Below are 13,872 nucleotides of genomic sequence, written 5' to 3'. Positions count from 1 at the left end.
AAATTTTGAATCTCTCAGGAGACAGGAATGAAAGTAACGCTGCCAGAGTTTGAACGTGCTGGAGTGATGGTGGTTGGTGATGTGATGCTGGATCGTTACTGGTACGGCCCCACCAGTCGTATTTCGCCGGAAGCGCCGGTGCCTGTGGTTAAGGTCAATACCATTGAAGAACGTCCTGGCGGCGCAGCCAACGTGGCGATGAACATCGCTTCTCTCGGTGCTAACGCGCGTCTGGTTGGGCTGACAGGTATTGATGATGCGGCGCGCGCGCTCAGTAAATCACTGGCGGACGTGAACGTAAAATGCGACTTCGTTTCTGTGCCGACGCATCCAACCATTACCAAACTGCGGGTGCTTTCCCGTAACCAACAGCTTATTCGCCTGGACTTTGAAGAAGGTTTCGAAGGCGTCGATCCGCAGCCACTGCACGAGCGGATTAATCAGGCGCTGGGTTCGATTGGTGCGCTGGTGCTTTCTGACTACGCCAAAGGCGCGCTGGCAAGCGTACAGCATATGATCCAACTAGCGCGTAAAGCGGGCGTTCCGGTGCTGATTGATCCAAAAGGTACTGATTTTGAACGTTACCGTGGCGCTACACTGCTGACGCCGAATCTCTCTGAGTTTGAAGCTGTTGTTGGTAAATGTAAGACCGAAGAAGAGATTGTTGAACGCGGCATGAAACTGATTGCCGATTATGAACTCTCTGCGCTGCTGGTAACCCGTTCTGAACAAGGGATGACACTGCTGCAACCGGGGAAAGCGCCGCTGCATATGCCAACTCAGGCGCAGGAAGTTTATGACGTAACTGGCGCAGGCGATACGGTGATTGGCGTGCTGGCGGCAACGCTGGCTGCGGGTAATTCACTGGAAGAAGCTTGCTTCTTTGCGAATGCGGCAGCAGGCGTTGTTGTCGGTAAATTGGGGACGTCCACGGTTTCACCGATCGAGCTGGAAAACGCAGTACGTGGACGTGCGGACACCGGCTTTGGCGTGATGACTGAAGAAGAACTGAAGCTGGCTGTAGCCGCGGCGCGTAAACGCGGTGAAAAAGTGGTGATGACCAACGGCGTCTTCGATATTTTGCATGCCGGGCACGTCTCCTATCTGGCAAATGCCCGTAAACTGGGCGATCGCTTGATTGTCGCCGTGAACAGCGATGCCTCCACTAAACGGCTGAAAGGGGATTCTCGTCCGGTTAATCCGCTCGAACAGCGCATGATTGTACTGGGCGCACTGGAAGCGGTCGACTGGGTGGTATCATTTGAAGAAGATACGCCGCAGCGCCTGATCGCCGGGATCCTGCCGGATCTGCTGGTGAAAGGCGGCGACTATAAACCGGAAGAGATCGCCGGGAGTAAAGAAGTCTGGGCCAACGGCGGTGAAGTGCTGGTGCTCAACTTCGAAGATGGTTGCTCGACAACCAACATCATCAAGAAGATCCAACAGGATAAAAAAGGCTAACTGGAAAGCGGTTCGCAGATCTCGCTTCGTGCCAGGTAGAGCTATTGGCGCTGTTGTTTTTTCAACCTAAGGTAAAGGAACAAGGGTAAGGGAGGATTTCTCTCCCTCTGATGAGTTGTTAGTAAGTCGGGAAACTTAACAGTAACAACACAACCAGTATGATGACGAACTTCATCATAACCCTTTCCTTCTATAAGGCCCCTTCCTTGGGAGGGGCTTTTCCGTTTCAACCCCTTACTGACTCTCCGAGTGTTGATGAGTGACAGACCCCGCACAATGCTTTCTCTGATGCAGTTTGGTCTTCCCCGAGCGGTCACGCAAAACGCTGCAACAGCCTGATCATTTGCACTTTTTGCTGGAACGTAGATATAAAAAATCCCCGGCTTTTTGAGCCAGGGATGTGAATATAAGAAGATTTATTCTACTTTATCTGCGACGGGAATCGATGAAGCCAATGGTGAAGTCAGTGCCGCCAGCGAACCGCCTGAAACACCGATTTCATTAAGTAGAGAGTCAATAAGCGGTGCCTGTGTACGGTAAGAAAGAGCGGCTGATAATGCCTGCTCCGCCAGGTTTCCTCCGCCAACGCTGCCTGATGTCGCATCACCCGCAGCGCCGCCACGATTCAAGCCATCGACCTGAATAATCTTGATACCGTCAATAGACTTCATCGGCTCAACGGATTTCTCGATTACAGCAGGCAGAGACTGCAATAGTGCCAGCTTGAATTTAAGGCTGGTTTGTTCGTCAGAAAGTACGTTGATGGCGTCGTTCAACGCTCGTTGCGCTTCTGCTTCTGCCAGGCCTTTTTTACGCGTAGCTTCGGCTAACTCAACAATGGCTGCCGCCTGCATTTCTGCAGCTTCTTTCTCTGCTTTCGCCCGCACGGTCAGTTCAACTGCTTTGGTTTCCGCATCCTGTGCTGCTGCAATCAGCGCTACCTGCTTGGCACGGTCAGCTTCGGCGGTCTGACGTGTCGTTTCTACGTTTTGCTGGGCGCTTACTGCTTCTGCTAAAGCCAGATTGGCACGGGCTTCTGCCTGCGATTGTTGTTCCGATTTGGCCGCAATGGCGATCGATTTCGTTTGGTTGGCGATTTCGGTGACTTGTTGCTGTTCGATTTCTTTAATGCGAACTTCACGTTCAGCCTCAACTTTTCTGGAGCGGACGGCCTGCTCGCGGTCGATTTCGGTTTCCTGAATCTGACGTTCAGCAAGAATACGCGTTTGCTCTGCTTCACGCCGACGTTCAGCTTCAAAAGCAGCAATTTTTGCGTTCTGCTCGGCAGTGCGGGTTTTCACCTGCTGCTCCTGCTCAAGGGTCATAAACGCTTCTTGCTGTTCAATTTCCAGCTTCCGCGACAGCGCATCACGGTTTTTTTCACGAACCGCAACTTCTACATCTTGTTCAACCTCGTTACGTTCGCGGCGGCGACGTTCTGTTTCCTGGGTCAGCTTGGTCAAACCCTCAGCGTCAAAGGCATTATTCGGGTTGAAATGTTCTTTGGAGGTCTGGTTAAAGTTGGTGAGTGACACGCTTTCCAGTTCCAGGCCGTTTTTCGATAAGTCTTCTGCAACGGTATTTTGCACTCCCTGAACGAAGTTTTCGCGCGTATCTTGCAACTCATGCATCGTCATTTGTGCCGCTGTCGCACGTAGGGCATCGACGAATTTATCTTCGACCAGCATACGTAAATCTTCAGGCGACAGAGTGCGTTGCCCCAGCGTCTGAGCTGCGGTGGCAATTCCTTCAACTGAAGGTTTTACGCGCACAAAGAAAGCGACAACCACATCGACGCGCATACGGTCTTTCGTGATCAGACTATCAATTGTCGAGCGACTGACTTCCAGTTTCAATGTATTCATATTGATGGGGATTATTTCATGGAAGATAGGCATAACAATTGCGCCGCCGCTCATGACTACTTTTTGCCCGCCTAATCCGGTACGGACAAATGCCTGCTCGGCGGATGCCCGACGATAAAGCCGAGCGAAAATAATACCGATAATAAATAGAATGCATACGGCAACAATCGCGGTAAACATCCATGACGGAACTAAGTTGACAATATCATCCATTATTAAATTTCCTTTTAATTAAATAATTACAATATGTTTGGCCAGGGATTTTTTTTCAGCCAAATACCGCGTTGTAGAAAGTCGACAAATAATTAATACTTTATCGCCTTTATTGAAGAATATCCCTTTTTCGGGTTCCAGTAATAAATAGTGTATTTGACCAAATTGATCAGTGAGTTTTCCTTCACAGGGTTTTCCGGAAGAGGCCTGATGACCAGTAATTAATGCCATGCAGCCAATATATTCTTCTTCTGTAATGGCAGTACTATGGTCGCGAGGGATCCAGGGCGCAATCACCTTGCCGGTATAATGCACCATGATAATTGTGAGCAGTAAACTAACTGGAACTACGAACAGGTTTGGGAGTGGTGTTTGCCAGAGCATGACACAGACATGCTGAAGAAGAATGCCAATGAGGCCAAAAAAGCCTGCCAACAGACAGAGGACGACGAGGGCTGGCAGTTTTCCAATATTGAGATAATGAAGTGCCTGGCTAATATTACCTGTGGTTATGGAATCGTAATGATCAAGATGTGCATCAAGAGCGCCGGAGAGCATATGGCCACAGATAATGGCAATAATTTCCAACAAACCGATCAATAGTACAAAGGAAATAGCAAAAAGATAAGGTGCGTTATAGTCGGTAAATAAAATCATCTGTCACTCCATCGTCCATTCAGTGACGCATTGTTTACAATGGTATTGTTTCCTTTCTTACATTTACCTTTGCTAATAATAACATGTGTTAGTGATGTTTTAAAAGGGGAAGTCCATTAATGTTATTTTTTATTTTTCGATAAAAAGTGTGATCCGAAACAATATATTTACGCACGTTATGTTTAAAGGCACTACACTGATTAAGGAATACTGAAATCAGAAAAAGCATATAGCCTTAAAAGGTATGCGATAACCGGAGGATGTGCTTATGGATCATAGTCTTAATTCTTTAAATAATTTCGATTTCCTGGCGCGTAGTTTTGCCAGAATGCATACTGAAGGCCGCCCGGTCGATATTCTGGCCGTCACCGGTAATATGGATGAAGAACATCGAACCTGGTTTTGCGCCCGCTATGCATGGTATTGCCAGCAGATGACACAGCCAAGAGAACTGGAATTAGAACATTGATATTACGGGCCATTTGGCCCGTTTTTGTTTATTTTATTCAGGCTTATCAACTGGTGGGATAGCTGGTGGAGATTGAGTTTCTGCTGTCGGGGTGCAGCGTGTTTCCAGTTCACTGATGCGCTGTTCCAGCAATGCCAGTTTCTCACGAGTCCGTAACAAGACCTGCGTCTGAACGTCGAATTCTTCACGGCTTACCAGATCGAGACGCGTCAACTGCGCTTGTAGGGTTTGGCGGATTTTCTTCTCCACATCTTCCCCGAACTCCCTGATTCCTTTAGGCATCGATTCGTGAACCTGGCGAGCGATTTGCTCAATTTTTTTCGGGTCAATCATTGTAGTTTCCCTGAACTGATAGGTATTGAGTAACATTGTAGTGCGATAAGAGACAGGCATAAACCAGAATTATGTGAACCTGCAGCGTTGCTGCCGCTAGCCATTAGCGTTATAGTGATCTCGCTTATTCTCAGGGCGGGGCGAAATTCCCCACCGGCGGTAAATCAACATAGTTGAAAGCCCGCGAGCGCTTTGGGTGCAAACTCAAAGGACAGCAGATCCGGTGTAATTCCGGGGCCGACGGTTAAAGTCCGGATGGGAGAGAGTAACGATTCTGTCGGGCATGGACCCGCTCACGTTATTTTGGCTGTATGCCGCCACTCCTAAGACTGCCCTGATTCTGGTAACCATAATTTTAGTGAGGTTTTTTTACCATGAATCAGACGCTACTTTCCTCTTTTGGTACGCCTTTCGAACGTGTTGAAAATGCACTGGCTGCGCTGCGTGAAGGACGCGGTGTAATGGTGCTTGATGACGAAGACCGTGAAAACGAAGGCGATATGATCTTCCCGGCAGAAACCATGACCGTTGAGCAGATGGCGCTGACCATCCGCCACGGTAGCGGTATTGTGTGCCTGTGCATTACCGAGGATCGCCGTAAACAACTTGATCTGCCAATGATGGTAGAAAATAACACCAGTGCCTATGGCACCGGTTTTACCGTAACCATTGAAGCTGCTGAAGGTGTGACTACCGGTGTTTCTGCTGCTGATCGTATTACGACCGTTCGTGCCGCCATTGCCGATGATGCGAAACCCTCTGACCTCAATCGTCCGGGTCACGTATTTCCATTGCGTGCACAGGCGGGGGGGGTACTGACTCGCGGTGGTCATACTGAAGCGACTATCGATCTGGTGACGCTGGCAGGCTTTAAACCAGCAGGTGTGCTGTGTGAATTGACTAATGATGATGGCACTATGGCGCGTGCGCCAGAATGCATTGAATTTGCCAATAAACACAATATGGCGCTGGTCACCATTGAAGATTTGGTGGCGTATCGTCAGGCACATGAGCGTAAAGCTAGCTGAAAACGGCTGCTTAAACTGGCGCGATAATCAAAGAAACCGAAGCGGTAGCAGGCTTCGGTTTTATTTTGTCTTCACCTGACGGAATGTAAATATCCCCTCTTTTTCTATGAAAAAATTTCACTGATATCAGCCAACCTTTTTCATTATGATCAAAATCATATATTTGTTCCGTTATTATGCGACCATATGAATATATCCGAAAAGGGTATGTGAAATTTATGCGCCAAATGTTTAGTATTGTTAAATATTAAGGGTAAAAAGGATGTTTATCGCCTGGTACTGGATTGTATTGATTGCGCTGGTTGTAGTGGGTTATTTCCTGCATTTGAAACGTTATTGTCGGGCTTTTCGCCAGGATAGAGACGCACTGCTGGAAGCGCGAAACAAATACTTAAACAGTACGAGAGAAGAGACGGCCGAAAAGCTAGAATAGGGCTTTATGGGAGCCAGCAGATGTTGTCCATGTATAGGACAACATCTGAAATTGTTTTTAGCCAATTCCTGCCGTTTGTAGCAGCACTAAACTGAATCCCATCACTGACATTCCGCATAGCACGCCATAGCTCGGGTTATTATTGGGGTCTATCTCTTTCGCTAACGGCATTAATTCGTCAACAGAGAGCGCCACCATAATCCCAGCCACCGCCGCCATAATTGCCGCCATAACGACGGGTGAAATCATGCTGCCGAGGATCAACCACGCCAGAATGCCGCCGAGTATTTCCGCCAGCCCAGAAATTCCCGCCCACAGAATCGCTGTTCGTTTTGACCCCGTAGCTGCATAAACAGGACCCGCAACTGCCAGACCTTCAGGAATATTGTGTAATGCAACGGCCAGCGCGATGCCAAAGCCCAGTTCCAGATTGCTGCTTGCCGTTACAAAGGTAGCGATACCTTCCGGGAAGTTATGCAGACTGATGCCAAGAGTGAGCAGAATGGCAGTACGCTTGATCGATTTTGGTAACGGTTGCACCGATTTTTGCATTAAATCCTGCGGATGCGCATGCGGTAACATACGGTCCAGACCAAAATAGCCCAGCAGACCAAAGATAAACATCCCATAGCCCAGAACAGGGGACATCCCTTCAGCGGCTAATGCGGCAGGTAGCATCTCCATCAATGAGATAAGCAACATGATCCCCGCTGCAAATCCTAGCGAAAACGCCAGTAGCCGGTTCGAGGGTTTTTGCCCGAGAACGCCGAGAAACGCGCCAATAAACGTGGCTGCCCCCGCCAGTATGGTCAGAATGAGAGGTACTGACATCGACTACTCCTTATAAATCTTCACCTTCAGGCGGATCTTCAAAATAACTGATGATGATCATCATTGTTATCCGGGTTCTTACTCCGCCGAACAAGCGTATTGTGAGGATATCAAAATGACACCTTTAGTTAAGGATATCATCATGTCTTCAACACGTATGCCAGCATTGTTTTTAGGTCACGGTAGCCCGATGAACGTGCTGGAAGATAATCTATATACCCGTAGCTGGCACAAGTTGGGGATGACGTTACCGCGCCCGAAAGCGATTGTTGTGGTTTCGGCTCACTGGTTTACCCGGGGAACAGGAGTTACTGCGATGGAAGCGCCGCCCACTATTCATGACTTTGGTGGCTTTCCGCAGGCGCTTTACGACACTCATTACCCGGCTCCAGGATCGCCAGCATTGGCGCAACGTCTGGTTGAATTGTTAGCGCCAGCCCCTGTCACGTTGGATCAAGAAGCCTGGGGTTTTGATCACGGTTCGTGGGGCGTGCTGATTAAGATGTATCCGCAAGCTGATATTCCGATGGTGCAGTTGAGTATCGATAGTACTAAACCCATCGCCTGGCATTTCGAAATGGGGCGTAAACTGGCGGCGCTGCGCGATGAAGGAATAATGTTAGTCGCCAGCGGCAATGTGGTGCATAACCTTCGCACAGTAAAATGGCATGGCGACAGCTCACCGTATCCGTGGGCGATGTCGTTCAATGAGTATGTGAAAGCGAATTTAACGTGGCAAGGGCCGGTGGAACAGCATCCTCTGGTGAACTACCTGGACCATGAGGGCGGGGCGTTATCGAATCCAACACCGGAACACTATCTACCGCTTTTGTATATTTTAGGCGCATGGGATGGGCAAGAGGCAATTACCATTCCAGTCGATGGCATAGAAATGGGAAGTTTAAGTATGCTATCGGTGCAGGTAGGTTAATAGATGAAGAAAACCGAAGCCAAATTGTTGGCTTCGGTTTGCATTACCTTACTTTCTCAGCAGGTTAAGTCCCCACGCACCGCTCATCACCAGTAGCAGCAACAAACAGAGACCAAAAGCCAACATACAGGCCTGTGCCATGTTCATAAAGTGCCACGGTGGTAGCAGATACCAACCTTCAGATTGCTGATACATCTCCACAAACCACTGCTGCATACTGCTCAGTGTGACGCCATCAGGAACGATTGGCGCATCATAGCCGCAATCCCCGGTAGGCTTGAACCAGTTTGGAGCCCATTGTGCCAGCGGCAGATTAAAGGGAAAAGTGGGATCGGTCGAGCAACCCTGTACGCCAAACAGTGAATCGGGATCCGGGTTATGCACTGCATGATGGATATCGTTCAGTTTGAGCGAAAACTTCAGTCCCATAATGCTGCCGTAAAAGGCCATCACACAGCCAATCAACTTAAGGACGATATTCTTCGGATTAATCGCCGCAACCAATCCACCAATAACCATCGCAAACATGGCGTAGCGAATGTAAACACACTGCTCACAGGGTGCCATGTAGAGATAGATCTGGAAGAAAGAGTGCGCCAGGATAATCAGCGCGCCCATCGCAACAGCCATTAACAACCATAAAAAGCGTTGTTCCTGCCATCTTACCAGCGTGTTCACCGGTGAAGTGCTAAGGTCTTTCCACATTCCCTTAATACCCATAGCCTGTTTCCCTGTTATTTGCTTGCTAACTCACGGATAAGGTCTGCCATAGCGTCGATAGATTTAATGCTCTTGGTATAGATCAAGTATTTACCATTGACGACATAGGCCGGAACGCCCTGAATTTTGGCTACGTCATAGGCCGCTTTCCATTTTTCCAGTGTTTCCTGTACCGCAGGCTCTTTCAGTGCGGCGTCAAAATCCGCCTGGCTCATACCTGCGGCATCCAGACCGGTTTTGATAAAAGCAGCCGGATCTTTACCGTCAGACCAGCGTTCTTTTTTGTCGTGATAAGCCGCGTAGTAAGCAAACTTGGCTTTCTTAAACTGCGAGTTAGCATCAAATAAAGAAATGCCGGCCGCTTTATCTTTATTAATCAATACTGCAAAGACTTCGCTTGCCTGCTTACCGTATTCACCTTTGGTTTCCAGATGGAATGGGGTAAAAGCGACGACATCCTTCACTTTCTCCGATACCGGGCCGGTAACTGCTTTGTCATATTTGTAGCAGAACGGGCAGGCATAGCTGAAAACCTTGATCAGCGTTTTGTCGGCGTTCGGAATGGGTTTTTCCAGAACCATATAATCCGTGCCTTCGGTGAAGGCGGAAGCAGTAAATGAAACCGCCAGGGTAGCGGTAAGTAGCACGCTTTTAAGCAGTGATGAGATCCCTAATTTCGACATTTTTATTCCCTTCTTAATTATTTAAACATCTGTTTTGGATGGACTAACAGCGCGCGATAGTGAGTTTGGTTGGGTTTATCAGACAGCACGTCGATTTCCACTTTCACTTCTTTGGTTTTGTAGTCGATTTCGTTCAACTTACCGACGGTAGGCTGACCGACGTCGAACAGATGAATGGAACCGCCGAAGCCGAACATGGTGTTACGGTCGGCCTGATATTCGATGATGGAGGTGATTGGGCTATAGAAATCGTAACCGCGTTCTTTACCGTATTCCCAAACTTGCTGAACAGTACCTTTCTTCTCATCAATCTTATATTCCACGAAGCGTGAATATTTCATGGTCGGTAAGGCGGGCTGTTCCAGATGGCGACCGTCGCCATTATCAAAGATAGTGAGCGTACCTTTGCTGGAGATCCATGCGGTATGTTGGGTGTAGGTGAAGTCGAAATCCGAGTTTTCACATAAGCCATTTTCGTTACAGGCGATAGGTTTACCATTGGCATCCACAGGTTTCAGCAGTTTGCTGGCCAGCGGTTTTTCCCAGCCTTTGGATGGTGCAAGGATCCATTTCACTTGCTTATCACGACCAATCTTCACTACGCCCTGATGACGAGAGGAGAGAATAATTGAGTCATCTTTGGCGTCATATGCGATGGAGTTAACGTGCGCCCAGTTACGGCCTGGTCCTACACCCAGAGCGTCACCGAACGGTGTATCCGGTTCCAGTTTTGCCTGCTGACCCGCGTGGGCCAGATCAACGTTAACGCAAACTGCGCCGGCATCCAGTGCGCCAAGCAGAGCATCACGTTTCGGATCGAGGATCTTTGTCAGATCCCATACATCGACAACGCGACCCGATTTATCGACTTCAAGAATGTGATCACGAATGGTCGTGACGTGTATGCCATCATCGCGACGGTAGTTGCTCTTGCCTACGCGCAGCAGTACCGTGCCGTTAGGCGTCTCAATGGATTCATGGGTAGCGTCAGCGAATCCACGCGGCAGTTTGTGATCTTCCAGCACCTGGCCCATCATGTCGAACTCATACCAGTGCTGGCCTTGTACTGCGGTAAAGGTGCCACGCGGTGTTTCGCGGATACCCATCAGATAACCACGTTTGTTGATGTTGCGGTCACGGCCATCATAGAAGGTGTCTTGATCCAGCCACCAGCGATATTCACCTTCGGTATCGACAATGAAGGTAAAGGGGGCGATATCAAAAGGCAGTGCACCGGTTGCCGGGCCTGCATCGAGGATACCGGCATTTTTATCTTTTTCGCCGTGCCAGTGGAGATCGGAACCTTGTGCGGTAAAGGTATGGGTATTAACCAGATAGAGGCGGTCTTCAAAACCGGGGGCGACTTTAACAACTTTGGTCTGCTGTAGATCGGAGATGGAGCGGTTATCCATGTAATTGTTGACGATGGCTGAAGTCTGCACCACGTAGTCATCTTTCATGGCTTTGCCGTTTTCTTTCCATTCAACGGTCACTTTGTTTGCAAATTTCTGATAAAGACCAAAAATCGGTACGCCATCATAAGTTTTTAGTGACTCCTGACCCACGGGATAGCTGATTTCAACGCCTTTTTCGCCCTTACCGTGGACGGTAACTTTGACGTCTGAAATGACGTGACTGTCTAAATTAACCACAGCGGTCAGAGGTGCATTACCGTAGGGATCAACGATGACAGCACCGAGTTGCCCGGCTGGTGGCGCTGGTTTAAAACCTGCAGCCATCACGCCAGTTGCAGATAAACCCAGAGCTAATGCCACAGTTCCGGCTACCAGTGTTTTTCTGTATTTATCAAACATGGATATATCTCCTTATATAACGCAAATATATAATAATGATGAATATCGACTGTTGAGATAGGACTAATAAATTCATTTTATGAATGAAGATGCAGGTTAAATAAATAGTGAGAATGTTTTTGTTGTTTTTTAATATATTGTCATTCTCTGAAATGAATATTTATCTTTAATGGATAGTAGGGTGGCGATATATCAATAACAATATTCAATATTGTGTAGTGTGATCTCTGCGGCATTGTTTTTTTATTATTAAATCAAATTTTAATGTGATAAAAAACAAAATATTTAAGAAATATCAGTGAGTTGCATTGTGATTTCTTTACTTATTTTAATTACAAAACCGTCTGTATATGACGATTTAACATTAGATTGATTATTAATGTTAAATAAAATGTAGAGATGTATGTGGTTATATATTGATTGGGGTTATGAATTGCGGATTAATAATGAATTGCCCCGGTTATCGGGGCAATTTTAAGCAGTATTATTCAACAAAAATATGGGGGTAGAAGCGAGACATATCCTGGGTGATCAATGCACGGTCTTCACGAATGCCAATTCCGGCAGGTTGATCGTTCACCAGCCAGCTTCCAATCAGCATATAGCTGTCGCCAAATTTCGGCAGCGGATGGAATTGCTGAACAATCATTCCTTCTTCGCCATACGGGCCTTCCGCCGCTTCAATGGTTTTACCGTTCTCAATGATCGACACGTTTGCACCTTCACGTGAGAAGATCGGCTTAACCACATATTTTTCCATTTGCGGATGATCATCTTCCGCAAAATAAGCGGGCAACAGGTTCGGGTGATTCGGGAACATCTCCCACAGCAGTGGCAGAAGCGCCTTGTTGGAGATAATGCTCTTCCACGCCGGTTCCAGCCAGCGTACGCCAGCATCTTCCAGCTTGGTAGAGAACATTTCGCGCAGCATAAATTCCCACGGATATAGTTTGAACAGGTTAGCGATGACCTGATCCTGTAAATCCGTGAACTGACCTTTTTCACCTAAACCGATATCGTCGATATACAGAAACTCGGTAGCGATTTCAGCTTCGGTCGCGCAGTCCTGCAAATACTGAATAGTGCCGCGATCTTCCACCGTGTCGCGACAGCAGGTGAGATGCAGCAACTGAAAGCCATACTGTTCACGTAGCTCGGCAAAGCGATCAATCAGCTTTTCTTGCAGGCTATTAAACTGATCGCTGCCTTCCGGCAGGTTGCCAGCGTTAAGCTGATCTTCCAGCCAGAGCCACTGAAAGAACGCTGCTTCATACAGTGATGTTGGCGTATCAGCGTTATTTTCCAGTAACTTAGGTTCGCCTGTACCGTCCCACGCCAGATCAAGACGTGAATAAAGCGACGGCTGGTGGGTCAGCCATGACTGACGTACAAAGCTCCAGGTATGCTTTGGAATGCGGAATTTGGTCATCAGCTCATCGCTGGCGATCACTTTTTCCACCACTTTCAGGCACATCTGGTGCAGTTCGGCGGTAACTTCTTCCAGTTTTTCAACCTGGGCGAGGGTCAACTTGTAGTAGGCATCTTCACACCAGTACGGCTCGCCGTACATGGTGTGAAAATTGAAACCGTATTCGTGGGCTTTTTCGCGCCAGTCCGGGCGCTCGGTAATACTGACTCTTTCCATCGGTATTAACCACCCATTGAACGAGAAGAGGTGCCGGTTGCGCTACGCTGCATGGTGCTTTGTTTGGCAACAGACTCGCCAAAGCCGCCGCGGGTAACGGTGGTGGTGGTCGCTGGTTTTGGTGCCATTGCTGTTTTCGGTACGGTCATGGTGCGGCCTGGCTGGGCTGCGCCATAGTTTTTACCGGTTGCGTCGGTATATTTACCGTAAGCCGGGCTGGCAGGGTTCTTTGAGGAGAACAGCGGTTGCTGTGCAAAACCCGCTCCGCCGCCCATCAGACGACCCATCATGTAACCTGCCATTAGCGGCATCCAGAAGCTTCCGCTGGATTGCTGGGCCTGCGCCTGGTTTTCTGGTGCCATGCCTGCCTGGGCAGGTGCCTGCTGGCATTGACCTTCGCCAAATTCGGCAACACAGTCTTCACGGGTGGCGTATTTCGGCGCGGTACGTTCGGCTTCTTTCAGCGCATTGTTGTACGCGGTGGTGCATTCTGCGCTTTTGCCTGGGTTTGCGGCTGAACAATCATCAGCGTTTTGATACAGAGACACGGTCTCATCACTCTTTTCACAGCCCGCCAGCATAAAAACAGTGGCAACAGCAAGAGCGACAGGTGTCAGATGGCGTGCGCTCCAGTTTTTGCGGAACGATGCGTGGCGTATGGATTTTGTCCGTTTCATTTTTGTCTTCCGGGACCAGTGGTAAATACCCATCAGAATAGAGGATGGCTGGTCGAAATTGAAGCGAGAAGGGGGAAGAATGCGGCAGATAACCCGTATCTTTACGTTGCCT

General features: G+C 48.5%; 14 protein-coding genes, 1 pseudogene and 1 riboswitch. Of the genes and pseudogenes, 5 read left to right on the top strand and 10 right to left on the bottom strand.

Features of this window, described 5'->3' with window-relative positions:
* The first annotated feature begins 27 nt into the window (after positions 1-27).
* Positions 28-1,461 carry a bifunctional D-glycero-beta-D-manno-heptose-7-phosphate kinase/D-glycero-beta-D-manno-heptose 1-phosphate adenylyltransferase HldE gene (hldE, locus tag A31E_RS07740; RefSeq protein WP_001517119.1) on the top strand — a complete coding sequence of 478 codons (1,434 nt, stop codon included), beginning with the start codon at positions 28-30 and terminating at the stop codon, positions 1,459-1,461.
* Positions 1,462-1,579: 118 nt separating this feature from the next.
* Here hldE and ibsE read toward each other — a convergent pair whose 3' ends face one another.
* The 3 genes and pseudogenes from ibsE to A31E_RS07750 all read right to left on the bottom strand — a co-directional run bounded on the left by ibsE (position 1,580) and on the right by A31E_RS07750 (position 4,196).
* Positions 1,580-1,639 (bottom strand): type I toxin-antitoxin system Ibs family toxin, encoded by a 60-nt coding sequence (gene ibsE / locus A31E_RS25830; RefSeq protein WP_001387082.1) that lies wholly within the window; start codon positions 1,637-1,639, stop codon positions 1,580-1,582.
* Between the two features lie 238 nt (positions 1,640-1,877).
* On the bottom strand, positions 1,878-3,539 hold the full coding sequence (locus tag A31E_RS07745) for a flotillin family protein (protein ID WP_000341014.1): 1,662 nt from the start codon (positions 3,537-3,539) through the stop codon (positions 1,878-1,880).
* Positions 3,540-3,565: 26 nt separating this feature from the next.
* Positions 3,566-4,196 (bottom strand): annotated as a pseudogene (locus A31E_RS07750) (OB-fold-containig protein).
* Positions 4,197-4,464: 268 nt separating this feature from the next.
* Here A31E_RS07750 and glgS point away from each other — a divergent pair.
* Positions 4,465-4,665, top strand: coding sequence for a cell surface composition regulator GlgS (gene glgS, locus A31E_RS07755; RefSeq protein ID WP_001517115.1), 201 nt, complete (start codon positions 4,465-4,467; stop codon positions 4,663-4,665).
* Positions 4,666-4,698: 33 nt separating this feature from the next.
* Here glgS and ubiK read toward each other — a convergent pair whose 3' ends face one another.
* Positions 4,699-4,998 carry a ubiquinone biosynthesis accessory factor UbiK gene (ubiK, locus tag A31E_RS07760; RefSeq protein WP_001517114.1) on the bottom strand — a complete coding sequence of 100 codons (300 nt, stop codon included), beginning with the start codon at positions 4,996-4,998 and terminating at the stop codon, positions 4,699-4,701.
* 122 nt (positions 4,999-5,120) lie between these two features.
* Positions 5,121-5,269: riboswitch (FMN riboswitch) on the top strand.
* Positions 5,270-5,372: 103 nt separating this feature from the next.
* On the opposite strand from ubiK, the gene ribB reads away from it, so the two are divergent.
* A complete protein-coding gene (ribB, locus tag A31E_RS07765) occupies positions 5,373-6,026 on the top strand; it encodes a 3,4-dihydroxy-2-butanone-4-phosphate synthase (protein WP_001076995.1) in 654 nt (217 codons plus the stop codon).
* Positions 6,027-6,288: 262 nt separating this feature from the next.
* Positions 6,289-6,459 carry a protein YqiD gene (gene yqiD / locus A31E_RS26625; protein ID WP_000469265.1) on the top strand — a complete coding sequence of 57 codons (171 nt, stop codon included), beginning with the start codon at positions 6,289-6,291 and terminating at the stop codon, positions 6,457-6,459.
* A gap of 57 nt (positions 6,460-6,516) precedes the next feature.
* Here the strand turns inward: yqiD and zupT are convergent, their stop codons facing one another.
* The gene (gene zupT, locus A31E_RS07775; RefSeq protein ID WP_000115865.1) at positions 6,517-7,290 is read right to left on the bottom strand and encodes a zinc transporter ZupT; all 774 of its coding nucleotides are present in this window, start codon (positions 7,288-7,290) and stop codon (positions 6,517-6,519) included.
* A 142-nt stretch (positions 7,291-7,432) separates the two neighbouring features.
* Here zupT and ygiD point away from each other — a divergent pair, with 142 nt between their 5' ends.
* Positions 7,433-8,221, top strand: a complete 789-nt coding sequence (gene ygiD, locus A31E_RS07780) for a 4,5-DOPA-extradiol-dioxygenase (RefSeq protein ID WP_024193608.1) — start codon at positions 7,433-7,435, stop codon at positions 8,219-8,221.
* Positions 8,222-8,269: 48 nt separating this feature from the next.
* Here the strand turns inward: ygiD and dsbI are convergent, their stop codons facing one another.
* From dsbI to A31E_RS07805, 5 genes are all read right to left on the bottom strand, one after another.
* A complete protein-coding gene (dsbI, locus tag A31E_RS07785) occupies positions 8,270-8,941 on the bottom strand; it encodes a protein-disulfide oxidoreductase DsbI (RefSeq protein WP_016249222.1) in 672 nt (223 codons plus the stop codon).
* Positions 8,942-8,955: 14 nt separating this feature from the next.
* Positions 8,956-9,624: a thiol:disulfide interchange protein DsbA/DsbL gene (locus A31E_RS07790; RefSeq protein ID WP_000040026.1), complete on the bottom strand. Its 669-nt coding sequence runs from the start codon at positions 9,622-9,624 to the stop codon at positions 8,956-8,958.
* Between the two features lie 17 nt (positions 9,625-9,641).
* On the bottom strand, positions 9,642-11,438 hold the full coding sequence (locus A31E_RS07795) for an aryl-sulfate sulfotransferase (RefSeq protein ID WP_000459873.1): 1,797 nt from the start codon (positions 11,436-11,438) through the stop codon (positions 9,642-9,644).
* A 484-nt stretch (positions 11,439-11,922) separates the two neighbouring features.
* Complete coding sequence (locus A31E_RS07800) at positions 11,923-13,083, bottom strand: glutathionylspermidine synthase family protein (protein WP_000442874.1); 1,161 nt, start codon at positions 13,081-13,083, stop codon at positions 11,923-11,925.
* Positions 13,084-13,088: 5 nt separating this feature from the next.
* A complete protein-coding gene (locus A31E_RS07805) occupies positions 13,089-13,760 on the bottom strand; it encodes a DUF1190 family protein (protein ID WP_000831543.1) in 672 nt (223 codons plus the stop codon).
* Positions 13,761-13,872: the final 112 nt, after the last annotated feature.

This window comes from Escherichia sp. KTE159 (assembly GCF_000408805.1).
GTDB lineage: Bacteria > Pseudomonadota > Gammaproteobacteria > Enterobacterales > Enterobacteriaceae > Escherichia > Escherichia marmotae.
This window is presented reverse-complemented; position numbering and strand designations above follow the sequence as displayed.